Origin of the sequence: Herbaspirillum sp. RV1423, assembly GCF_000577615.1 — a bacterium.
Lineage (GTDB): Bacteria > Pseudomonadota > Gammaproteobacteria > Burkholderiales > Burkholderiaceae_D > Herbaspirillum.
In genome coordinates, this window is record NZ_CBXX010000016.1 from 90,492 (window position 1) to 113,096 (window position 22,605).

Here is a 22,605-nt window from a genome sequence, read left to right on the forward strand (position 1 = left end):
CTGAAGTCGCTGCCATCTCCTCTTTCTCCGCATCGTTTCAAGAGATCCCCCGGATACCGCAACCATGGAGCAATCATCGCCTCAACCATCCCGGCCGGCCAAGGCGCCGCGCGTGCCTGTGCACGGCGTGTTGCTGCTGGACAAACCGGTCGGCTGGTCCAGCAACGATGCGCTGATCAAGGCCAAGCGCCTGCTCAACGCGCTGAAGGCGGGCCACACTGGTACGCTTGATCCGTTCGCGACCGGTTTGTTGCCGTTGTGTTTCGGCGAGGCGACCAAGTTCTCGCAGGACTTGCTGGAGGCCGACAAGGCGTATGAAGCCGTAGTTCACCTCGGCATCGTCACCAACACGGGCGATACCGAAGGTGTGGTACTGAGCACCAAGGCAGTTGACGTGACGCCGGCGCAGATCGAAGGCGTGCTGCAGACGTTCCGAGGCGAAATTGCCCAGGTGCCGCCGATGCATTCCGCGCTCAAGCGCGACGGCAAGCCGCTGTACGAATATGCGCGGGCAGGCATCACGCTGGAGCGCGAGGCGCGCCGGGTGACGATTCATCAGCTTGAATTGCTGGGATATGACGCGCCTTATCTGCGTATCCGCGTGGTGTGCAGCAAGGGCACCTATATCCGCGTGCTGGGCGAAGACATCGGTGCTGCGCTCGGTTGCGGCGCACATTTGCAGCAATTGCGGCGCACCGGCGTCGGCACGCTGACATTAGACGGCAGCGTCACGTTGGATCAGTTCATGGCGCTGGAAGACAGCCAGCGCAAGCAAGCGCTGCTGCCGGTCGACGGCTTGCTGACGACATTTCCGGCAGTGATGCTGAACGACGCGCTGACGCAGCGCTTCCTGTACGGCCAGCGCCTGGCGCTGGGCAAGGAAGGCATGGTATTGCCCGCGGACTCAGGCCGGGCAAGGGTTTATCAGGAAAGCAACGGGCGCCTGCTGGGCACCGGGCTCATGCAGGAATTCGGCATACTGGCGCCGGAAAGGCTGATTTCGACATTGTCGGACTAGCGTAATCATTGCCGTACTCGCCAGTGATAATGAGTACAGCAACTCTTTGAAATTAATAGGCTTTTTAAAGTTCGTGCGTCGCAACATGCTATAATGCGCGCCTTTTACGGGCTGTTGCCAGGCCCTTCGGATTCGGCAGACCAACTCAATTCAATCATGTCAAACAATAAACGCGCTATTCGCAACATCGCCATCATCGCCCACGTTGACCATGGCAAAACCACCCTCGTCGACCAACTGCTGCGTCAGTCGGGTACTTTCCGCGACAACCAGCAGGTCGACGCCCGCGTGATGGATTCGAACGATATCGAAAAAGAACGCGGCATCACGATTCTGTCGAAGAACTGCGCCGTGGAATACAAGGGCACGCACATCAACATCGTCGACACCCCGGGCCACGCCGACTTCGGCGGCGAAGTGGAGCGCGTGCTGTCGATGGTCGACAGCGTGCTGCTGCTGGTGGATGCGCAAGAAGGTCCGATGCCGCAAACGCGTTTCGTGACGCGCAAGGCGCTGGCGCTGGGTCTGAAGCCCATCGTCGTGGTCAACAAGATCGACCGTGAAAACGCCGATCCGCAAAAGGCAGTCAACGCCACGTTCGAACTGTTCGACAAGCTCGGCGCAACCGATGAGCAACTGGATTTCCCTATCGTTTATGCGTCGGGCTTCAAAGGCTACGCAGGTCTGGAGGACACCGTTCGCGAAGGCAACATGGAGCCATTGTTCGACGCCATTCTGGAACACGTTCCTGCGCGCGAAGACGACCCGGACGGTCCGTTGCAGTTGCAGATCACTTCGCTGGAATACTCGTCCTACGTCGGCAAGATCGGTGTTGGCCGGATCCTGCGCGGCCGCGTCAAGGCCCTGCAAGACGTGGTCTGGATGAACGGTCCCGACGACAAGCCGACCAAGGCGCGCATCAACCAGGTGCTGACCTTCCGCGGTCTGGATCGCGTGCTGGTCGACGAAGCGCTGGCCGGCGACATCGTGCTGATCAACGGCATCGAAGAAATCGCCATCGGTTCCACCATCTGTGCGCCGGACGCGCCGGAAGGCCTGCCGATGCTCAAGATCGACGAACCTACCCTGACCATGAACTTCATGGTCAACAACTCGCCGCTGGCAGGTCGCGAAGGCAAGTTCGTCACCACCCGTCAGATCAAGGATCGTCTGGACCGCGAACTGAAAGCCAACATGGCGCTGCGCGTGGTGCAGGCGGAAAACGACGACTCGACCTATGAAGTGTCGGGCCGCGGCGAATTGCACCTGACCATCCTGATTGAAAACATGCGTCGCGAAGGCTACGAGTTGGCCGTCTCGCGTCCACGTGTGGTGTTCAAGATGGTCGACGGCGTGCGTCACGAGCCGTATGAAAACCTGACCGTGGACGTCGAAGAAACCAGCCAGGGCGGCGTCATGGAAGAGCTGGGCCGTCGCCGCGGCGATCTGCAAAACATGGAACCGGACGGCAAAGGACGCGTCCGTCTGGAATATCGCATTCCTGCACGCGGCCTGATCGGCTTCCAGGGCGAGTTCATGACGCTCACGCGCGGCACCGGCCTGATGAGCCATGTGTTCGACGAATACGCGCCGGTGGACAACAGCAAGGGCGAACTCGGCGGCCGTCGCAACGGCGTGCTGATTTCGCAAGACGACGGCGCAGCCGTTGCCTATGCGATCTGGAAATTGCAGGATCGCGGCCGTATGTTCGTCAGCCACAACGACCCAGTCTACGAAGGCATGATCATCGGCATCCACTCGCGCGACAACGATCTGGTCGTGAACCCGATCAAGGGCAAGCAATTGACCAACGTGCGTTCGTCGGGTACCGATGAAGCCGTGCGCCTGGTGCCGCCGATTGAAATGTCGCTGGAATATGCGGTGGAATTCATCGACGACGACGAGTTGGTCGAAGTGACGCCGAAGAGCATTCGCCTGCGCAAGCGTTTCCTGAAGGAACACGAGCGCAAGAAGGCGTCGCGCGAGGCTTGATCGTCGGCGAGAGGGTGGAGGCGAGAGAGTGGTTGTGCTGATATTGGATTTGTGAATACCTGATATCAGCATAAAAAAGCGGACGAGTATGATGCGGTGCGATATAGTTACACCTGTCTCCTCCAATTTCCTCCTAAAGAATTGGATTTAAACCCGCAGCCGCAAGGTGAGCGGGTTTTTTTTACCTGAGATTTCTTCACGATTCCTGCTCTGCAAGCACCTTCGCGCGGTAATGGCGGAATCAATAGTGCAAAAATTGGAACGTCGTTTTCATACGTTAAGTCGCTGGGCACTGAAATTGTGCATTGCGAAATGACTAATGCTGGTTTGTGGTGCAGAATCACCCCCGTAGTATAAAAATCCTATCTCTCAAGAGGATAGAGGGGACACCGGCCCGCAACGTGCAAACGTTGCGGGCTTTCTATTTGTGTCGAGCGGTTTTGAGGCTTTCCGGTTTGCTTATAGGAAGCAGGCAAGGGGGCAGGAAAGCTCATTTTGGATAGGAATATGTCTTACGGACCGAGAACAATCAGCGTAGCGCCCATGATGGACTGGACCGACCGGCACTGCCGGATGTTCCATCGCCAGATCACGCGCCATACTTGGCTGTATACCGAAATGGTCACCACCGGCGCCTTGCTGCACGGCGACGTGCCGCGCCACCTCGATTTCAACGCGGAAGAACATCCGGTCGCCTTGCAGCTTGGCGGCAGCGAGCCCGAGGACTTGGCCAAAAGCGCCAGGTTGGGCGAACAATGGGGGTACGACGAGATCAACCTGAACTGCGGCTGTCCATCCGAGCGCGTACAGAAGGGCGCGTTCGGCGCCTGCCTGATGGGCGAGCCTGCGCTGGTCGCCGATTGCGTCAAGGCCATGCGCGATGCCGTGTCGATTGACGTGACCGTCAAGCACCGCATCGGCATTGACGACGTCGAGTCTTACGACTTCGTGCGCGACTTTGTCGGCACCATCGCCGATGCCGGTTGCAGAACCTTCATCGTGCATGCGCGTAACGCCATCCTTAAAGGTCTGAGTCCGAAGGAAAATCGCGAGATTCCACCGCTCAAGTACGACTTTGCCTATCGCCTGAAGCAGGATTTCCCTGCACTGGAAATCCTCATCAACGGCGGCATCAAGACTATCGCGGAGATCGATGCTCACCTGCAGCACGTCGATGGCGTCATGCTGGGCCGTGAGGCGTATCACAATCCTTTCCTGATGGCCGGCTTCGACGCACGCTACTACGGCGAGCTGGACGGTGGCCTGCAGCCCACGCGCAATGATGTCATCGTCGCCATGACGGAGTACGCGCGCGTCCAGTTGGCCTTGCACGGCGACGGCGGCAAGGGCTTGCGTCTGAACAGCATTACCCGTCACATGCTGGGCCTGATGGCCGGCATGCCGGGCGCGCGGGCATTCCGCCAGACTCTGTCGGATTCCAAACGTCTGGCGCTGGGCGATCCGGCGTTATTGATGGAAGCCTTGTCGCACACGCAACTGGTCACGCTGGAATAGGACTATTTGCCCTTATTGCCGCCGGATCGGTTCTGGATGCAGGCAATGAGACATTAAACCGGCCGCAAATCCTTTAAAATACGGGGCTACTGAGGGAAATTTTTTATGCCTATCGCAACAACAGAAGAAATCGTCGCCGAACTGCGCGCAGGACGCATGGTCATTCTGGTCGACGAAGAAGATCGTGAAAATGAAGGCGATCTGGTGCTGGCCACCGATTTTGTCACGCCCGAAGCCATCAACTTCATGGTCAAGCACGCGCGCGGCCTGGTCTGCCTGACGCTGACCGAAGAACATTGCGATCGTCTCGACCTGTCGATGATGTCGACCCGCAACGGTACGCAGTTCGGCACCAATTTCACCGTGTCGATCGAAGCCGCCGAAGGCGTCACTACAGGTATCTCCGCCGCGGATCGCGCGCGCACCATCCAGGTTGCCGCCGCCAAGAATGCGACCTCGGCCGACATCGTTCAGCCTGGTCATATTTTCCCGCTGCGCGCTCAAAAGGGCGGCGTGCTGATGCGTGCTGGCCATACCGAAGCCGGTTGCGACCTGACCCAGATGGCGGGGCTGACGCCGGCCGCCGTGATCTGCGAAATCCTCAAGGACGACGGCACCATGGCGCGCCTGCCGGACCTGCTGGAGTTTGCCGAAGAACACAAGCTGAAGATCGGCACCATTGCCGACCTGATCCATTACCGCAGCCAGCACGAAAGCATCATCGAGCGCATCGCCGAGCGCGAGATGCATACCGTGCACGGCTCCTTTAAGGCAATCGCCTACCGCGACACGCCAAGCGGCGGCGCCCATCTGGCCTTGGTGCATGGCGACATCCGCCCGGGCGAAGATACCCTGGTGCGCGTGCATCAGCCAGTATCGATTCTCGATCTGCTGGAAACAGAGGCAACCACGCACTCATGGAACATGGCCTCGGCCATGGCCGCGATCAAGGCAGCACAAAGCGGCGTCGTGGTGCTGCTCAATTGCGAGGAATCGGCCGACCAGATGTTTGCCAAGTTCGCCGCGCTCAACAACGTGCAGTCGGCCAAGCCGACTCGTGCCGAACGCATGGACCTGCGTACCTATGGTATCGGCGCGCAGATTCTTAAAAACCTTGGCGTGTGCCGCATGCAATTGCTGGCGAGCCCGCGCAAGATGCCGTCGATGACCGGTTTCAATCTCGAAGTCACCGGCTATCGCGCCAGGCCGGACGCCTGATTACGCCGCCGGCGCAAGACGATTGCATCAGTAGTTGCATCATCGCGGTTGCACTGTCGCCGGCGTTATCGCGGCACTATTACTATCAATAGAAACGCAAGTTTGCGTATAAGGAAAAGCCATGACTATAGGTACTTACGAATCGGATCTGAATGGCGAAGGCTTGCGTATCGGCATCGTGCAGGCGCGTTTCAACGAAGACGTCTGCCACGGCCTGCTGGCGTCGTGCCTGGCGGAGCTCAAGCATTTGGGCGTGCAGGATGAAGATATCCTCCACGTCAGCGTGCCCGGCGCGCTGGAAATTCCTCTGGCGCTGCAAAAGATGGCCGAGACCGACCAGTTCGACGCATTGATCGCGCTGGGTGCTGTCATTCGCGGCGAGACCTATCACTTCGAACTGGTTTCCAACGAATCGGGCGCGGGCATTACGCGCGTCGGTCTGGATGCCGGCATCCCGATCGCCAATGCCGTGCTGACCACCGAGAACGACGAGCAGGCCGAAGCGCGCATGGAAATCAAAGGCGCCGACGCGGCGCGCGTCGCCGTCGAGATGGCCAATCTGGCGCTGGCGCTGGACGAATTGGCGCAAGTCGCCGACGAGGAATAAGACTGGACCGCATCCCATGCCATCCGCGCCGTTGCCATCGGCGGCGCGGGACGGCGCGATCCTGATTCGATGTTGTATTGACCCGGTTTCATCATTTTCACCATGACCAATAAAACCCAACACGCCAACCCGAGCAAGAACCGCACGCCGCGTCACCGCGCCCGCGAGTTTGCGCTGCAGGGCCTGTATCAGTGGCTGCTCAACAATGAAGACGCCGGCGCCATCGAAGCGCACATCCGCGAAGCGCACGGTTTCGACAAGGCCGACGCCGAGCATTTCGACGTGCTGCTGTACGGCGCCATCAAGCAAGCCGTCGACCTGCGCATCGACCTGGCGCCGCTGATCGACCGTCCCATCACCGAACTGTCGCCGGTGGAGCACGCTGCGCTGCTGATCGGCGCGTTCGAGCTGAAGAACAATATCGAGATCCCTTACAAGGTCGTCATCAACGAAGCTGTCGAACTGACCAAGTCCTTCGGCGGCATCGACGGCCACAAGTACGTCAACGGCGTACTCGACCGTTTCGCCGCCAAGGCGCGCGAAGTAGAAGTGGGCGCCGGCCGTCGCTGAATTCGTTGTTGCTTTGTCGTTGCCTGATGCCGGTGCTGCACGCCATATCGCAGCACGGCGCTCTTCCGCTTTTCTGCACAATTCCATGAGCTTTCACGATCTCGCCTCCCGTTTGCAAAACATCGCGCCGTTCCATGTGATGGAACTGGCCAAGATGGCCGCTGCCCTGGAACAACAAGGCCGTCACATCATCCACATGGGCATCGGCGAACCCGACTTCACCGCTGCGCCTGCAGTTGTTGCTGCAGCGACACAAGCGATGCTCGACGGCAAGATGCAATACACCTCGGCAACAGGTTTGCCGGCCTTGCGAGACGCGATTTCAGCGCATTATCGGCGTGTCTACGGGCTCGATATCCAACCGTCTCGCATTATGGTCACAGCGGGCGCCTCAGCGGCCTTGTTGCTGGCCTGCGCCGCACTGGTGGAAAAAGGTGCGGAAGTATTGATGCCGGATCCCTCCTATCCCTGCAACCGCCATTTCGTCGCGGCCTTCGAAGGCCGGGCCAGATTGATCGAAAGCGGACCGGAACATCGCTTCCAGTTGTCGGCAGACATGGTCAGGGAGCATTGGTCTGCGGCAACCAAAGGCGTGTTGCTGGCATCGCCGTCGAATCCGACCGGCACTTCGATCCTGCCGGACGAACTCAAGCGCATCGTCGACATTGTGCGCGAGAAGAAAGGCTTCACCATCGTCGACGAAATCTACCAAGGCCTGTCGTACGAAGGCGCGCCTTTTTCGGCGCTGTCGCTGGGCGAAGACGTCATTGTCATCAACAGCTTTTCCAAATATTTCAACATGACCGGCTGGCGTCTCGGCTGGCTGGTGTTGCCGGAGAGTCTGGTGCCGCAGGTGGAAAAGCTGGCGCAGAACCTGTTCATCTGCGCATCGTCGATCGCGCAGCATGCCGGCATCGCTTGTTTTGCGCCGGAGTCGATTGCGCTGCATGAAGAACGCAAGGCCGAATTCAGGCGCCGTCGCGATTACATCGTGCCGCAACTTGAGCGCCTCGGTTTCAAAGTGCCGGTGAAACCGGATGGCGCCTTCTATGTCTATGCCGATTGCAGCGCGCTCAGCGACGATGCCGACCAGTTCACCATCGACATGCTCAACAAGGCCGGCGTGGTGCTGGTGCCCGGGTTGGACTTCGGGCCGGCGACGGCGCATCGCTACATTCGTTTATCGTACGCGACGTCAATGGAAAATCTGCAGGAGGCGGTGCGGCGCCTGGACAAGTATCTGGCCGAGCGCAAGGCGGCGTGAACTGCACCATCTTTGCAGCGCAAATAAAAAAGGAGCCGTCGGCTCCTTTTTTAATGCTCGCTTGCGCGGAAGAAATTGCCGTGCTGATTACAGGGCGGCGATTTCTTCGGTAGCAGTCGCGCCTTGATTCTTCTGGGCTGCGGCAGCCATGTCGCCGACAGCGGTCGGCTTGGCTTGCGCCGACTCCGGTGCAGCGGGGCGAGGCGGTTGCGGCTTGACTAACGCAGTAGTGAAGATCGAGATGTTCTTGCCGACAGCAACTTGCTTCAGGTTCTGGTATTCGGACAGGACTTTCAGGCCATAGCCGCCGTCGTTCTCCATGTCGGCGGCGCCGACATAGCTCTTCAGGCCGGCTTCCACCGAGCCGCCGCGGGTTACGTATTCCTTCAGGATCAGCGAACCGACCTTGATGTTCGCGACCGGATTGAGCGCCGCCTTGACGCCGCCCAGTTCCTGGAACTTGTCGTGATGGATCTTGGACATGACTTGCATCAGGCCTTGCGCGCCCATCGGGCTTTCCGCGAACGGATTGAAACGCGATTCGATTGCCATCACTGCCAGGATCAGCAGCGGATCGAGCTTGATCTCGCGTGCCGTCAGGTAAGCGGCGGACACCAGCATATCGGTCGCATCGCCAGCCACACGGTAACGCTTGGACAGCCAGTCGGTCACCAGTTTCTGCTGGCGAGGCGTGCCCAGTATCTTGCGATCTTCATCGGTCAACGACCCAATGGCGGCGGCAGTTGCAGGCTGTGCCGCGTTGAGGGCCGGCGCGGGCATATCCATCAAATTGGTCAGCGGTGGCGCTTCGTGAACGACTTCTTCGACCTGGCCGTCCGAGAATGGCGACATGGCGATGATCTTGTCTGCGAAATCCGGGTTGAAAAACATCAAGCCCAGCATGAACAGAGCAGCGATGCCGACCAGAGTCAGGGCATAGTGCGCCGCAGTAAAAAAGCGACCAATTCTGCTTGGAATGGACTTCGCCCATTGTGCAGATTGATCAACCATCTCTGAGGCGGAGCTCGGCTGCGCCTCTATAGGTTGGTTTAACATTGAACCTCCTGAATGTTGCAACTTACATAGAGCAAAGCCGGCCAAGAGTGAAAAACCGGATCACCACTACATGCATCACAATCAAAACACTGCCGTCGCCAAGCGTTACGGCAAGCTACGTGTTGTTTGCTGTTACTGCAGGGCCGGCGGCTCCTGTGCAGCGCAATACAACCATGTTCGGGGGAGAAGGCTGACGCCTTTTGATAACACTCCTTAAAATGCCAGTGGGACCCCGTTCCCGTGAAACCTTGCGAGCTGATTCGGGTTCCTAACCCGGCTCCTTTGATCAAGGTGCGCGAATTGTAGAAGCCACTTTATATCAAGTCAATACTATTAAAGCGATTTAATATAACTTTTAAGTCTTATTTTTGGAGGGGTATACCGCCAAAAATCAATAAAATCAACCGTTTGCCCGGGCTATCTCACCTAAGGGCTGTGCTACAGAAAACCAGCGAAAAAAAATGAAATATTCAGATTTACGCGATTTTATTTCGCAACTGCAACATTCCGGAGAATTAAAACGCATTCCGGTACCCGTTTCGCCCTATCTGGAAATGACCGAGATTTGCGACCGCACCTTGCGTGCCTCTGGACCGGCACTGATTTTCGACAGAGTCGCGGGGAAAAATATCCCGGTCCTTGCCAACCTTTTCGGCACGCCGCGCCGCGTGGCGCTCGGCATGGGGGCGGAAGATGTCGGCGAATTAAGACGCATCGGCCATCTGTTGGCGAAACTGAAAGAACCGGAGCCGCCCAAAGGGTTCAAGGACGTCATGGGCCTGGGTGCGCTGGTCAAGTCGTTGTGGGACATGGCGCCCAAGGAACTGCGTGCGGCGCCGTGCCAGGATATCGTATGGGAAGGCAACGACGTCGACCTCGACCGCTTGCCCATCCAGCATTGTTGGCCGGGCGACGTTGCGCCTCTTATTACATGGGGCCTGGTAATTACCAAAGGTCCGAACAAGAAGCGCCAGAATCTCGGCATCTACCGCCAGCAGGTCATCGGCCGCAACAAGGTCATCATGCGCTGGCTGGCGCATCGTGGCGGCGCTCTCGACTTCCGCGAACACTGCATCGCCAACCCGGGCAAGCCTTATCCGGTCGCAGTCGCGCTCGGCGCCGATCCCGCTACTATATTAGGCGCGGTGACGCCGGTGCCCGACAGCCTGTCCGAATACCAGTTCGCGGGCCTGCTGCGCGGCAGCCGCACCGAGCTGGTCAAGGCCATCGGCAGCGAGCTGCGCGTGCCAGCCTCGGCCGAGATCGTGCTGGAAGGGCACATCTATCCCGACGAATCGCATCAGTCCGGGTACGAGCACGCGCTCGAAGGTCCGTACGGCGACCACACCGGTTATTACAATGAGCAGGACTGGTTCCCGGTCTTCACGATCGATCGCATCACCATGCGGCGCGATCCGATTTACCACTCAACGTATACAGGCAAACCGCCGGACGAACCGGCCGTGCTTGGCGTGGCGCTCAATGAAGTGTTCATCCCGCTCTTGCAGAAGCAATTCAATGAAATCACCGACTTCTATCTGCCGCCCGAAGGTTGCAGTTATCGCATGGCGGTGGTGCAGATGAAGAAGTCCTACGCCGGCCACGCCAAGCGCGTGATGTTCGGCGTCTGGAGTTTCCTGCGTCAGTTCATGTATACCAAGTTCATCGTGGTGGTCGACGAAGACGTCGACATCCGCGACTGGAAAGAAGTGATCTGGGCCATCACCACGCGCGTCGATCCCGTGCGCGACACTGTCATGGTCGACAACACGCCGATCGACTACCTCGACTTCGCGTCGCCGGTCAGCGGACTCGGCAGCAAGATGGGCATCGACGCCACCAACAAGTGGCCGGGCGAGACCAGCCGCGAGTGGGGTACGACGATTGCGATGACCGATGCCGTCAAGCAGCGTATCGACAGCATCTGGCAAGAGCTGGGAATATAAGACGGGAAAATCCAAGGCGCGCCGCGATCCCGCGGTCGCCGCCATTTCTCCATTTGCAGCGAACAGCGCTCGCGCCGGCGGCGCAGATGAGGTACAATTCGAGCCGGCGGGCCCCTGCGCATTGTGGCATGGTCAACCTGGTCAGGTCGGGAACGAAGCAGCCACAGCCATTTCCTGCAAGTGCCGCAGACAAGGCTCGCCTCTTCCTCTGAACTTCAGAAGTTTCTTCGGCAATCATCGGCGACGCGCCAATCCAGATTGCAAATCCATCGGTAATAAAAAGAATCGTCAGGCGATCTTGCCGCCGACAGTGAAACCTATCGTCGTCATGCCGCCCCTGCTGGTTGCAAACGCTGTGCCGCCATGCATCAGCGCAACCGCTTTGACGATCGCCAGGCCCAGGCCGTGGCCATGCACGCCGTTGAAGTCGCGGCGCGCCGTATCGACGCGGTAGAAGCGGTCGAACAGGCGCGGCAGGTGGCGCGATTCGATCGGTTCGCCGGGATTCGATACCGCGACTTGCACATCCTTGTTCTTTGCATCGATGGATATCGTAATGCGCGCGCCGGTCGGCGAATGCTGGATGGCATTTTGCAGCAGGTTGGTCAGCGCGCGGCGGAACAAGGCCGTTTCGATCAGCGAGCTGGCTTCGGTGTCGCCGGTCACTTCCACGCTCATCTGCATCTCGTCGAGCACGAATTCGAAGAACTCGATGGTCTTTTGCACTTCATCGACGATGACCGTATGCACCAGGCTGGTGGCGGCTTCGCCCTGGTCGCAGCGGGCCAGGAACAGCATGTCGTTGATGATCGAGCGCAGGCGGTCCAGTTCCTCCAGGTTCGATTGCAGCACCGATTCGAATTCCGGCGCGCTGCGTTCGCGCGACAAGGCTACTTGCGTCTCGCCGATCAGGTTGGCCAGCGGGGTGCGCAATTCATGCGCGACGTCGGCGTTGAAGGCCTCCAACTGTTTGTAGGCGTTTTCCATGCGGTCCAGCGCGCCGTTGAACGCCTGCGCCAGATCCGACAACTCGTCCGGCAGTGCCGATACGGCGAGGCGTTCCGACAGGGTTTTCGGACTGATGGTCTGGGCCTGGTTCGACATTTTCTTCAGCGGTTGCAGACCGGCGCGGGCAATCCAGTAACCGAACAGGATCACCAGGAAAACGCCTGCCAGCGACAAGCCGATCATGGCGGCGACAAAGGTGCGCAGGGTCTCGAAATAGGGTTCGGTATCGACGCCGACGGTTAGCCGGATGGCCGGCCGGTCGAGATAGGCCGGCAGCACCTTGGTCAGCGTATGCATCGGAAATTCCTTGCCCTTGATGCGCAGGCGGCCGATGTTGTTGGGGTCGTAATCGAAGTCGTGCAACTCGGCCAGGTCCTTGCCGTAGCTGAACTGCGGATCGTCGCTGAATACCCAGAAACGCACCTTGCCGTCGGCCGGCGTCAGCGTGTCGAGCTTGACCTGCACGCGCGCCCAGCGATCGACGGTGCCAACGCGCGACACCATGTATTCGATGTCGTTGAAGGTGGTCACGAGGCCATCGCGTTCATGGCGCAGCAGTTCGTTCTTGACGACCGCGTACAACACGCCGCCGATCAGCGAAAAAATAATCAGCGCCGAAGCGGCGAACATCATCACCAGGCGCGTAATGATGGAATGCCTCATCCGTCTTCCTCGTCATGCGTTTCCACCTGAGAGGCGCGCTGCTCAAGCACATACCCCATGCCGCGTATCGTATGTAGCAGTTTCTGCTCGAACGGCGCATCGATCTTGGCGCGCAGGCGCTTGATGGCGACTTCGACGACATTCGTGTTGCTGTCGAAATTCATGTCCCACACCAGCTCGGCGATGGCGGTCTTCGACAGGATTTCTCCCTGGCGCCGCGCCATGATGGCGAGCAGGGCGAACTCCTTGGCGGTCAGGTCGATGCGAACGTTGTTGCGATAGGCTTTGCGGCTCAGCAAATCGATCTGCAGGTCGCCGATGCGCAACTGCGCCGGTTCCTGCGCGCGTCCGCGCCGGGTCAGCGCTTGCAGGCGCGCCAGCAGTTCCAGGAAAGAAAAGGGTTTGATCAGGTAGTCGTCGGCACCGTCGTGCAGGCCCTTGATGCGGTCTTCCACGCGGTCGCGCGCCGTCAGCATGATTACCGGCGTCTGCTTGATGGTGCGCAGCGAGCGCAGTACCGAAAATCCATCCAGACCGGGTAGCATGACATCCAGCACGATCACGTCGTAATCATGCTGGATCGCCAGATGCTGGCCGTCGATGCCGTTGGCGGCCAGATCGACGGTGCAGCCCTGCTCGGTCAATCCCTTGCAGAGGTAGTCCGCCATCTTGTGCTCGTCTTCGACGATCAGAATTTTCATGCATTCTCCTCCGATGCTGCGTCAATACTTGTTTTAGCCGTCAGTGGGATTCTATTACAGGCGCCGTGACGCCCTTTTTTGCAGCCTTGCGCGCTGCGCGGGCTTCCTTCTTGTTCATGTACCAGTAATGCGCGCGATCCAGATACAGATACACCACCGGCGTGGTGAACAGCGTCAGCGCTTGCGACAGCACCAGGCCGCCGACCATCGCGTAACCGAGCGGACGGCGCAGTTCGGAACCGGCGCCGTGGCCCAGCATCAGCGGCAGACCGGACAGCAATGCGCACATGGTGGTCATCATGATCGGACGGAAGCGCAGCAGGCAGGCCTGATAGATTGCTTCTTCCGGTTTCATGCCCTGTTGCCGTTCGGCGGTCAGCGCGAAGTCGATCATCATGATGCCGTTCTTCTTGACGATGCCGATCAGCAAGATGATGCCGATCAGCGCGATCACGCTGAGGTCATAGCCGCCCGCCATCAGGATCAGCAATGCACCCACGCCGGCCGACGGCAGCGTCGACAGGATCGTCAGCGGATGGATGTAGCTCTCATACAGCAGGCCCAGCACGATATACACCGCGATCAGCGCCGCCGCGATCAGGTAAGGCTGCGACGACAGCGAATCGCCGAACGCCTTGGCCGTACCCTGGAAAGCGCCGGTCAGCGTGGTCGGCACGCCCATTTCGGACTGCGCCAGGTTGATGGCGTCAACCGCCTGGCCCAGCGCCACGCCCGGCGCCAGGTTGAAGGAGATCGTCACCGCCGGGAACTGGCTCTGGTGGCTGATCGACAGGTAAGCGGTCTTGGTGGTGTCGATCTTGATGAAGGTCGACAGCGGCACTTGCTGACCGGTGATCGGCGAAGTCAGGTAAAGCTTGTTGAACAGCGCCGGATCCCGTTGCAGTTCAGGCGTGACTTCCAGCACGACGTGATAGCTGTTGATCTGCGTGAAGTATTGGGCCACCTGGCGCTGGCCGATGGCGTCGTAGATCGTGGCGTCGATGAGCGCCGGCGAAATGCCGAAGCTGGAGGCGCGCGCACGATCGATGGTGATGGTCGCCGTCGCGGCGGCGTTCTGCTGGTCGGAAGCGACGTCGGTCAGTTGCTTCATGCTGCGCAGGCGATCGACCACTTTCGGCGCCCAGGTATTGAGTTCGTCCAGGTTGGAATCGGTCAGCGTGTACTGGTACTGCGTACGCGACAGGCGGCCGCCGACGTTGATGTCCTGGCTGGCCTGCATGAACAGGTTCACCCCCTGGATTTTGGCAACTTGCGGTCGCAGGCGCGCGATGATTTCCCCGGCATCGGCGGTACGGCCCTGGTCCTTGGGCTTGAGCGCAATGAAGAAATTGCCGGTGTTGAACGTGGTCGAGCCTGCGCTCATGGCGAATCCGGTCACGTCCGGATCCTTGCGCACCACTTCCGCCACCTGCAGCAGACGGCGTTGCATGGCCTGCGACGAAATGTCCTGCGACGATTCGGCAAAGCCGACGATCACGCCATTGTCCTGTTGCGGGAAAAAGCCCTTGGGAATGATGATGAACAACACTACCGTGACGGCCACGGTGCCGAGGAAGGTCAGCAGCGTGATGAACTGATGGCGCAGCACAATGTCCAGGCCGCGCTTGTAGCCGCTCAGCAGGATGTCGAAGAAGCGCTCGAACAACTGATACATCTTGCCGTGCCGTTCGGCATGGCTGTTCTTGAGGAAGCGCGAGCACAGCATCGGCGTGAGCGTCAGCGAAATGATCACCGACACGCCGATGGTCAGCGTCACGGTCACCGCGAATTCGCGGAACAGGCGGCCGACGATGCCGCCCATCAGCAACAGCGGAATGAACACCGCCACCAGCGATACCGAGATCGAGATGATGGTGAATCCGATTTCGCTCGAACCCTTGAGCGCGGCTTCCATCGGCGACATGCCTTCTTCGACGTAGCGGTAAATGTTTTCCAGCATCACGATCGCATCGTCGACCACGAAGCCGACCGCGATCGTCAGCGCCATCAGCGACAGGTTGTCGAGACTGTAGCCGACCAGATACATGACTGCCGCCGTGCCCATCAGCGCCAGCGGCACGGTGATGCTGGGGATCAGCGTCGCCGCGATGTTGCGCAGGAACACGAAGATCACCATCACCACCAGCGCAATGGTCAGGATCAGCGTGAACTCGACATCCTCCACCGACGCGCGGATGGTCTGGGTACGGTCGATCAGCGTATTGACGTGCACGCTGGACGGAATGGCGGCGCGCAGGCGCGGCATCGCCGCCTTGATGCGGCCGACCGTCTCGATCACGTTGGCGCCAGGCTGCTTGGTGATCGCCAGCACGATCGACCTGCCGTTGGTCAGCGTGCTGTCGGGTGCGGCGGCGGCGGCGCCGGCGAAGGCCCAGGCGGCGATCTTGTTGTTTTCCGGGCCGTCGACGGCGACGCCGATGTCGCGCACGCGGATCGGTGCGCCGTTCTTGTAAGCCAGCACCATGTCGTTCCACGGCTCGGCGCTCAGCAACTGGTCGTTGGTGTAGACGGTGAAGCTCTGGTGCGTGCCGTCGACCGTGCCCTTGGGCTGGTTGACGGTGGTCGTGGCGATGACGCCACGGATGTCTTCCAGGCTAAGACCCATGGTGGCGAGCTTGGCCGGATCGACCTGGATGCGCACGGCCGGCTTTTGCTGGCCGTTGACGTTGACCAGGCCGACGCCGGAAATTTGCGAAATCTGCTGGGCCAGGATGTTGTCGGCGTAGTCATTGACCTGCGTCAGCGGCAGGGCGTCCGATTGCACCGACATGATCATGATCGGCGAGTCGGCCGGGTTGACCTTGCGAAACGTCGGCGGGTTGGGCAGGTTGGCCGGCAATTGTCCGGTCGCTGCATTGATCGCGGCCTGCACGTCCAGCGCAGCGGCGTCGATGTTGCGGTTGAGGTCGAACTGCAGCGTGATCTGGGTGCTGCCCAGCGCGCTTTGCGAAGTCATCTGCGACAGCCCCGCGATCAGCGAGAACTGGCGCTCCAGCGGCTGCGCCACGTTGGACGCCATGGTTTCCGGACTGCCGCCGGGCAGGCTGGCGGAGACCTGGATGGTCGGGAAGTCGACCTGCGGCAACGGTGCCACCGGCAACAGCGGCCAGACGGCAATGCCGACCAGCAGGATGGCCAGCGCCAGCAGCGTGGTGCCTATCGGGCGCTTGATGAAGGTTGCGGAAACGCTCACTTTGCGGATCCTTTCACGGCAGGGGCGGCGGCGCCGGCTTTGTTCTCAACGATGCGGCTGCCCGGCTTCAGCTTGTACTGGCCGTCGAGCACCACGCGTTGCGACTGCTCCAGTCCCTTGGCAATGACGGCTATGCCATCCTGGATGCGAGCAACCTTCACCGGCTGGATCGCTGCGGTTTCATCAGCCTTGACGATGTAGACATAGGTGCCGTTCTGATTGCGCTGGATTGCCGCCGCCGGCAAGGTCAGCGCCATGGCGTGGTCGTCCATCTGCAGGTTGACGTTGACGTATTGTCCGGGCCACAGCGTGTGCCGCGGATTGGCGAAGCGCGCCTTCAACTGCACCGTGCCGCTGGTGGTGTCGATCTGGTTGTTGAGCAGGATCAACTGGCCCGTCGCCAGCGGGTCGTCATTGTTGGTGCGGGCGAAAGCGGTGACTTTCAGGGACTTCCGGTTGTCCAGTTGCGCGCGGTTGATGGCCGGCACGGCGTCTTCCGGCAGCGTGAACAGTACGGTGATCGGATCGATCTGGTTGATCACCACCAGGCCGTTGGCGTCGGCGGCATGGACGATGTTGCCCGGATCGACCAGGCGCGCGCCCACGCGTCCGCTGATCGGCGCGTTGATGGTGGTGTAGCCGAGCTGGACCTTGGCGTAGCTGATCTGCGCCTCATCCGTCTTGACCGCGGCTTCGAGCTGGGCGACCAGCGCCTTTTGCGTATCCAGTTGCTGTTGCGTGGCGGCGTCCTGCTGGCGTAGCGTGGTGTAGCGCTGCAGGTCGATCTTTGCGTTGATCAGTTGGGCCTGGTCCTTGGCTTGCTGCGCCTGGGTCTGTTCCAGTTGCGCCCGCAATGCGCGCGGATCGATCTGGGCCAGCAACTGGCCAGCCTTGACGTCCTGGCCTTCGATGAAGCCGACCTTGTCGAGCTGGCCGTCGATGCGTGCCTTGACCGTCACGCTGGCGTTGGCAGTTACGGTGCCGACGCCGGACAGGTATAGCGGAATATCGCGCTCTTGCACCTGCACCGTGGTGACGGACACTGCCGGACTTTGGGATGCTTGCGGATTGGGCGCTGCCACGGCATCGGTGCGATGCATCAGCGACCAGGCTGCGCCGCCCAGGACGACGATGACGGCAGCGGAAATCAACAGGGTGGAACGTTTGGGGATCATGGAAGTAGTCATGCTTTCACTCGCGAAATTGTTTTTCTTGGTTGGCTTTGGTCGGCGCGACAGGATTGTCGGCGTTGGCGTCAGTGGAAGAAGCCGCCGCCACCTGATTGAGTTCGCCGGCATTCCAGCCGCCGCCGGTGGCCTTGACCAGCGCCACGCTGGCGACCAGTTGGCGGCCAAGCAATTGCACCGCGGCGCGCTGGTTGGTCAGCGACGCCGCTTGCGTGGTCACGACCGACAGATAGGTTGTGGTGCCGGCCTGGTACTGGCTCAGCGCCAGGCGTTCGGACAGTTGCGCAGCCTTGACGGCCTGGTCCTGCACCAGGCTTTCCTGATCCAGCACGCGCAAGGTGGAGAGATTGTCTTCCACTTCCTGCAGGCCGCCCAGCACGGTTTGCTTGTACGTCGCCACGGCAGCGTCGAAAGCGGCGGTAGCCTGATCGTTGCGGGCGCTGCGGGCGCCGCCGTCGAACAGGGTCGCCGCCAGCGCGCTGCCGAGCGACCAGACGCGGCTCGGCGTGTCGAACAACTGGGAGAATGAGACGCCGCTGTAGCCGCCGCTTGCACTCAGCGTCAACGTCGGGAAATAAGCGGCGCGGGCCACGCCGATGTTGGCGTTGGCCGCCGCCGCCAGGCGTTCCGCATTGGCGATGTCGGGGCGGCGTTCCAGCAGATCGGAAGGCAGGCCGGTCGGAATCGGCGGCATGCTGGCTTGCAGCGCGCTGCTGTCGACGTTCAGGGGCGGCAGGCTGAATGCCGCCGGCGCCTTGCCGAGCAGGATGGCGATGGCGTGTTCCAACTGGTTGCGCGTGGCGTCGAGATCGATCAACTGGGCCTGGGCCGAGCGCAACTGGGTTTCCGCCTGGGCGACGTCGGAACGCAGCGCGACGCCGGCGTCATATTGATGTTGCGTCAGTTGCAGCGAACGCGTATAAGCAGCGACGGTGCGTGCAAACAAATCCTTTTGCAGGTCGGTCACGCGCAGTTGCAGGTAGTCCTGCGCCAGCGTCGCCTGGATGCTCAGGCGCGCGGCGGCAAGACTGGCCGCGCTGGCCTGGCTGGACGCGTCGCCGGCTTCCACCGAGCGCCGCACGTGGCCCCAGATGTCGGCTTCCCATGAAGCGTTCAGACCGATGCTGTAGGTATCGGCAAGTTTGCTGCCGGCCGTGCTGCTGTTGGTCTGCGCCCGGCCAGCGCCGGCCGACGCGCCTACCGTTGGCCACAGGCTGGCGCGCGCGATGGCGGCGGTCGCCTGCGCCTGGCGATATTGCGCCTCGGCCAGGCGGATGTTCTGGTTAGCCTGGTTGGCTTGCTCGATCAGGCCGTTGAGCACGCTGTCGCGGTAGGCTTCCCACCAGCGATGGCTGCTGTCGATCTGGCCGGGTTCGGCATTTTTCCACGGCCCCTGTTCCTTGTAGGCCGTGGGCAAGTCCATTTGCGGGCGGACATAATCGGGGCCGACTGCGCAGCCGCCGAGCAGGACAGCGGCGGCCAAAGCGACGGCGGACAACAGTGGAACTGGCTGGAATGCAGGGTTGGGTGGCGATTTGGTGGTCGCTGTCATGAAAGGTTTCGGAGGCATGGTCGGACGTGCATTGGGCTGGTGATCAAATGGAAGTGCCGATGGGCATGAGTGCAGCATACCTGTCGGCATATTTCTACAACATTACTGTAAGGGGACGGGGTCAACCGGAGGCTGACGGAAATATGACATTTCTGTCAGGTTGGTTTTGTGTGCCGTTCCGGCGACCTGGCCGGTGATGGGCCGGGAAGAGTTGATCGAAAAAAAAGCAGAAACTGCCTGAAGAGGACGGTCGGAACAACACAAAACATACAACGGCTAAGGCAAATTCTCCCTCAGCATCACACTAATCCTCACCGCCTCCACCCCCGCCAGCGCCTCTCTCCTCTCGCGCAAATTCGCAAATATCCGCACACAATTCATGATCATGTTCTGCGGATGCTGCGTGAGAATCGCATCCATCGTCCCGTCAATCAGCAGCCCGCGCGTATCCGGCGTCAATCCATGCCCGATGAACACCACCTTCTGCTCACGTCCGCTTTCCCTGAGCGCACGGCCCACACCGTCCGAAGCACCGCCGATGTTGTACATGCCGACCAGATCCGGATACTGCTCAAGCAGCGTGCGCGCCTGCTTGTAATTGGTGTCGGCATCGTCATGCCCTTCGCGTAAGCCGACCACCTGCAAATACGGAAACATCTCTTCCAGCACATGCAGGAAGCCCATCTCGCGTTCTTCGTGGCCGCGATAACTCAGGCTGCCGGCGATCATCGCCACCTTCATCGGCTTGGCCTTGCCGCCGCTGTTGCCATTGCCGAGGAAGCGGCCCAGCAGGTAACCCGCGGTGCGTCCGGCTGCGCGGTTGTCCATGCCGACGTAAGCGGCCCGGCGTGAATTCGACAGGTCCGAAATCAGCGTCACCACCGGGATGCCTTCTGTCACCAGCGTGTTGACCGCTTCGCGGACCAATGGATGCTCGAGCGCCATGAAGGCCACGCCGTCGGCCTGGCGGCCGTAGTGCAGCAACCGCCTGGCCAGCACGCTGGGGTTGAAGCCTTCGATGTGATGGCATTTGCATTTCACGTTGAACGGCGCCAACTGCTCTTCCGAAAACGCAATGTAATCGCCCAGCATCTGCATGAAGCGATTGCTTTGCGGCGGCAGCAGGAACACCAGCCGCATCGGCTTGGGTTGCATCGCCTTGTAAAGATCGGCTTCCGGCAGATAGTCGAGCGCAGCGGCTGCCTTCAAGACCTTTTGCATGGTCGCCGCGCGCACGCCGGGACGCTGGTTGAGCACCCGGTCGACCGTGGCGGTGGAAACGCCGGCGGCGCGCGCGATATCGCTCACGCGGGCGCGTCCGCTTTCGTTGGCGCCATCGGCCGGCGCGCGGGAATCAGGAAAAGATGCCATGTCGGAATATTTTTTAATTACATCAAAAACCATCATGAATCGGCTTTGACCATAGCAAGTGCAAGGCCTATTCTCTGCAAAAAGCAATCAAGATAAATCAAATAACATCAAGAATATACAAGGAGACGGCAGGAACGGAAAACCTTTTCTCGATGCGCCGTCCACCGTCCGCATGTCATCAACGACCTATAAAAATCCAGGAGATACGTAATGCACGCCATGACCCGCCGCCGTTTTTTGAAGACCGCTTCCGTCGCCTCGGCTGCTGCCGCGACCGGACTCTACGCAGGTTCGGTCAGCGCCGCCGCTGAATTTACGCTGAAGTACGCCAATAACCTGCCCATGACGCACCCGATGAACGTGCGCGCCAAGGAAATGGCTGCCAAGATCGCCGCCGAATCCAAAGGCCGCGTCGACTTGCAGGTCTATCCCAACGGCCAGCTCGGCACCGATACCGACATGCTGTCGCAGGTGCGTGCAGGCGCCATCGATTTCTTCACCATCTCGCCGGAAGTGCTTGGCACGCTGGTGTCGGCCGGCCAGATCAGCGGCGTCGGCTTCGCCTTCAGGGATTACAGCCAGGTCTGGGCGGCGATGGACGGCGACCTCGGCGCCTATGTACGCAAGCAGATCGCTGCGACGACCTCGCTGTTCGCCTTCGAGCGCTGCTGGGACAACGGCTATCGCCAGGTCACCACCAGCACGCGTCCGATCACCAAACCGGAAGACTTCAAGGGCATGAAGCTGCGCGTGCCGCCGAGCCCGCTGGCGACCTCGCTGTTCCGCGCATTCGACGCAGCGCCGACCAGCATCAACTTCGCCGAGGTGTATTCCGCGCTGCAGACCAAGATCGCCGAAGGCCAGGAGAACCCGCTGGCAGTGATTTCGACGGTCAAGTTCTACGAAGTGCAGAAGTACTGCTCGATGACCAATCACGTGTGGAGCGGCTTCTGGTTCATGGGCAACAAGAAGTCGTTTGAACGGATGCCAAAAGACCTGCAAGAGATCGTCGCGCGCAATATCAACGAAGCCGGCATGAAGCAGCGCGTCGACGTCAAGGCGCTTAACGAATCACTGGTGGCCGAGATGAAGGGTAAGGGCATGCAGTTCAACGACACGGATAACGAAGCCTTCCGCACCAAGTTGCGTAGCGCCGGTTTCTATACCGAATGGCACAAGAAGTTTGGTCCCGAGGCGTGGGCGCTGCTGGAAAAGTACACCGGGAAACTGGCCTAAATGGATGCCGCAATGAACTACGCGGCACCGTTGCCGCACAATCCGCTGGCGCGTCTGCTGGCGGGCGTCAATCGCAGCGTCATGCATGTGGTCGGCGCGGTGGCGGCGGCGCTGGTGGTGGTGGAAACGGCGGTGCTGCTGACCGGCGTGTTCTACCGCTACGCGCTGCACGATCCGCTGATCTGGTCGGATGAACTGGCCTCGACCCTGTTCATCTGGCTGTCGATGCTGGGTGCGGTGCTGGCGCTGGATCGCGGCGAGCACATGCGGCTGACCGCCATTGTCAACAAGCTCTCCGACAAATGGCGCATCTGGCTGGAAACCGTGGCGGCGCTGATCGTCTGCATCTTCGTGCTGATGATCATCCATCCGGCCGTCGACCATGCCTCGGAGCAAATGGCGATCACCACGCCGGCACTGGAAATCCCCGACGGCCTGCGCGCCGCCGCCTTGCCGGTCGGCGCGATCCTGATGTTCCTGGCAGCCA

Annotated in this window: 17 protein-coding genes and 1 other RNA gene; 11 read left to right on the top strand and 7 right to left on the bottom strand. The window is 60.4% G+C overall.

Annotated elements, in window-relative coordinates; translation table 11 throughout:
* Window positions 1-64: 64 nt before the first annotated feature.
* The 7 genes from truB (at window position 65) to RV1423_RS16055 (ending at window position 8,184) form a co-directional block, all read left to right on the top strand.
* Entirely contained in the window at window positions 65-1,018 is a 954-nt protein-coding gene (gene truB / locus RV1423_RS16025) for a tRNA pseudouridine(55) synthase TruB (RefSeq protein ID WP_034298425.1), read from the top strand.
* A 156-nt stretch (window positions 1,019-1,174) separates the two neighbouring features.
* Window positions 1,175-3,010: a translational GTPase TypA gene (gene typA / locus RV1423_RS16030; RefSeq protein ID WP_034298497.1), complete on the top strand. Its 1,836-nt coding sequence runs from the start codon at window positions 1,175-1,177 to the stop codon at window positions 3,008-3,010.
* A 507-nt stretch (window positions 3,011-3,517) separates the two neighbouring features.
* Complete coding sequence (dusA, locus tag RV1423_RS16035) at window positions 3,518-4,525, top strand: tRNA dihydrouridine(20/20a) synthase DusA (RefSeq protein WP_081768846.1); 1,008 nt, start codon at window positions 3,518-3,520, stop codon at window positions 4,523-4,525.
* 105 nt (window positions 4,526-4,630) lie between these two features.
* Window positions 4,631-5,743, top strand: coding sequence for a bifunctional 3,4-dihydroxy-2-butanone-4-phosphate synthase/GTP cyclohydrolase II (ribBA, locus tag RV1423_RS16040; RefSeq protein WP_034298430.1), 1,113 nt, complete (start codon window positions 4,631-4,633; stop codon window positions 5,741-5,743).
* A gap of 121 nt (window positions 5,744-5,864) precedes the next feature.
* Window positions 5,865-6,350, top strand: coding sequence for a 6,7-dimethyl-8-ribityllumazine synthase (gene ribH, locus RV1423_RS16045; RefSeq protein WP_034298433.1), 486 nt, complete (start codon window positions 5,865-5,867; stop codon window positions 6,348-6,350).
* A gap of 102 nt (window positions 6,351-6,452) precedes the next feature.
* Window positions 6,453-6,920, top strand: a complete 468-nt coding sequence (nusB, locus tag RV1423_RS16050; RefSeq protein WP_034298436.1) for a transcription antitermination factor NusB — start codon at window positions 6,453-6,455, stop codon at window positions 6,918-6,920.
* Between the two features lie 85 nt (window positions 6,921-7,005).
* A complete protein-coding gene (locus RV1423_RS16055) occupies window positions 7,006-8,184 on the top strand; it encodes a pyridoxal phosphate-dependent aminotransferase (protein WP_034298440.1) in 1,179 nt (392 codons plus the stop codon).
* An 87-nt stretch (window positions 8,185-8,271) separates the two neighbouring features.
* On the opposite strand, the gene RV1423_RS16060 is transcribed toward RV1423_RS16055, so the two are convergent.
* Entirely contained in the window at window positions 8,272-9,240 is a 969-nt protein-coding gene (locus RV1423_RS16060; protein WP_034298445.1) for a transglycosylase SLT domain-containing protein, read from the bottom strand.
* A 461-nt stretch (window positions 9,241-9,701) separates the two neighbouring features.
* Here RV1423_RS16060 and ubiD point away from each other — a divergent pair, with 461 nt between their 5' ends.
* Window positions 9,702-11,186 carry a 4-hydroxy-3-polyprenylbenzoate decarboxylase gene (gene ubiD, locus RV1423_RS16065; protein WP_034298446.1) on the top strand — a complete coding sequence of 495 codons (1,485 nt, stop codon included), beginning with the start codon at window positions 9,702-9,704 and terminating at the stop codon, window positions 11,184-11,186.
* Between the two features lie 105 nt (window positions 11,187-11,291).
* Window positions 11,292-11,390: signal recognition particle sRNA small type (ffs, locus tag RV1423_RS29090), an RNA gene on the top strand.
* A gap of 84 nt (window positions 11,391-11,474) precedes the next feature.
* Here ffs and RV1423_RS16070 read toward each other — a convergent pair.
* The 6 genes from RV1423_RS16070 to RV1423_RS16095 all read right to left on the bottom strand — a co-directional run bounded on the left by RV1423_RS16070 (window position 11,475) and on the right by RV1423_RS16095 (window position 20,882).
* A complete protein-coding gene (locus RV1423_RS16070; protein WP_034298448.1) occupies window positions 11,475-12,857 on the bottom strand; it encodes a heavy metal sensor histidine kinase in 1,383 nt (460 codons plus the stop codon).
* Window positions 12,854-13,558 carry a heavy metal response regulator transcription factor gene (locus RV1423_RS16075; protein ID WP_034298450.1) on the bottom strand — a complete coding sequence of 235 codons (705 nt, stop codon included), beginning with the start codon at window positions 13,556-13,558 and terminating at the stop codon, window positions 12,854-12,856. The genes RV1423_RS16070 and RV1423_RS16075 overlap by 4 nt, the downstream gene beginning before the upstream one ends.
* 40 nt (window positions 13,559-13,598) lie before the next feature.
* On the bottom strand, window positions 13,599-16,772 hold the full coding sequence (locus RV1423_RS16080) for an efflux RND transporter permease subunit (RefSeq protein ID WP_034298452.1): 3,174 nt from the start codon (window positions 16,770-16,772) through the stop codon (window positions 13,599-13,601).
* A complete protein-coding gene (locus RV1423_RS16085) occupies window positions 16,769-17,959 on the bottom strand; it encodes an efflux RND transporter periplasmic adaptor subunit (RefSeq protein ID WP_197034948.1) in 1,191 nt (396 codons plus the stop codon). Before RV1423_RS16085 ends, RV1423_RS16080 begins: the two co-directional genes overlap by 4 nt.
* A gap of 4 nt (window positions 17,960-17,963) precedes the next feature.
* Window positions 17,964-19,511 (bottom strand): efflux transporter outer membrane subunit, encoded by a 1,548-nt coding sequence (locus RV1423_RS16090; RefSeq protein ID WP_081768849.1) that lies wholly within the window; start codon window positions 19,509-19,511, stop codon window positions 17,964-17,966.
* A gap of 276 nt (window positions 19,512-19,787) precedes the next feature.
* Window positions 19,788-20,882 (bottom strand): LacI family DNA-binding transcriptional regulator, encoded by a 1,095-nt coding sequence (locus RV1423_RS16095; RefSeq protein ID WP_034298502.1) that lies wholly within the window; start codon window positions 20,880-20,882, stop codon window positions 19,788-19,790.
* Between the two features lie 210 nt (window positions 20,883-21,092).
* Here RV1423_RS16095 and RV1423_RS16100 point away from each other — a divergent pair, with 210 nt between their 5' ends.
* On the top strand, window positions 21,093-22,118 hold the full coding sequence (locus RV1423_RS16100) for a TRAP transporter substrate-binding protein (protein WP_034298457.1): 1,026 nt from the start codon (window positions 21,093-21,095) through the stop codon (window positions 22,116-22,118).
* A 12-nt stretch (window positions 22,119-22,130) separates the two neighbouring features.
* Window positions 22,131-22,605, top strand: a 475-nt coding sequence (locus tag RV1423_RS16105; protein WP_197034949.1) for a TRAP transporter small permease, incomplete at its 3' end; no start/stop codon positions are given.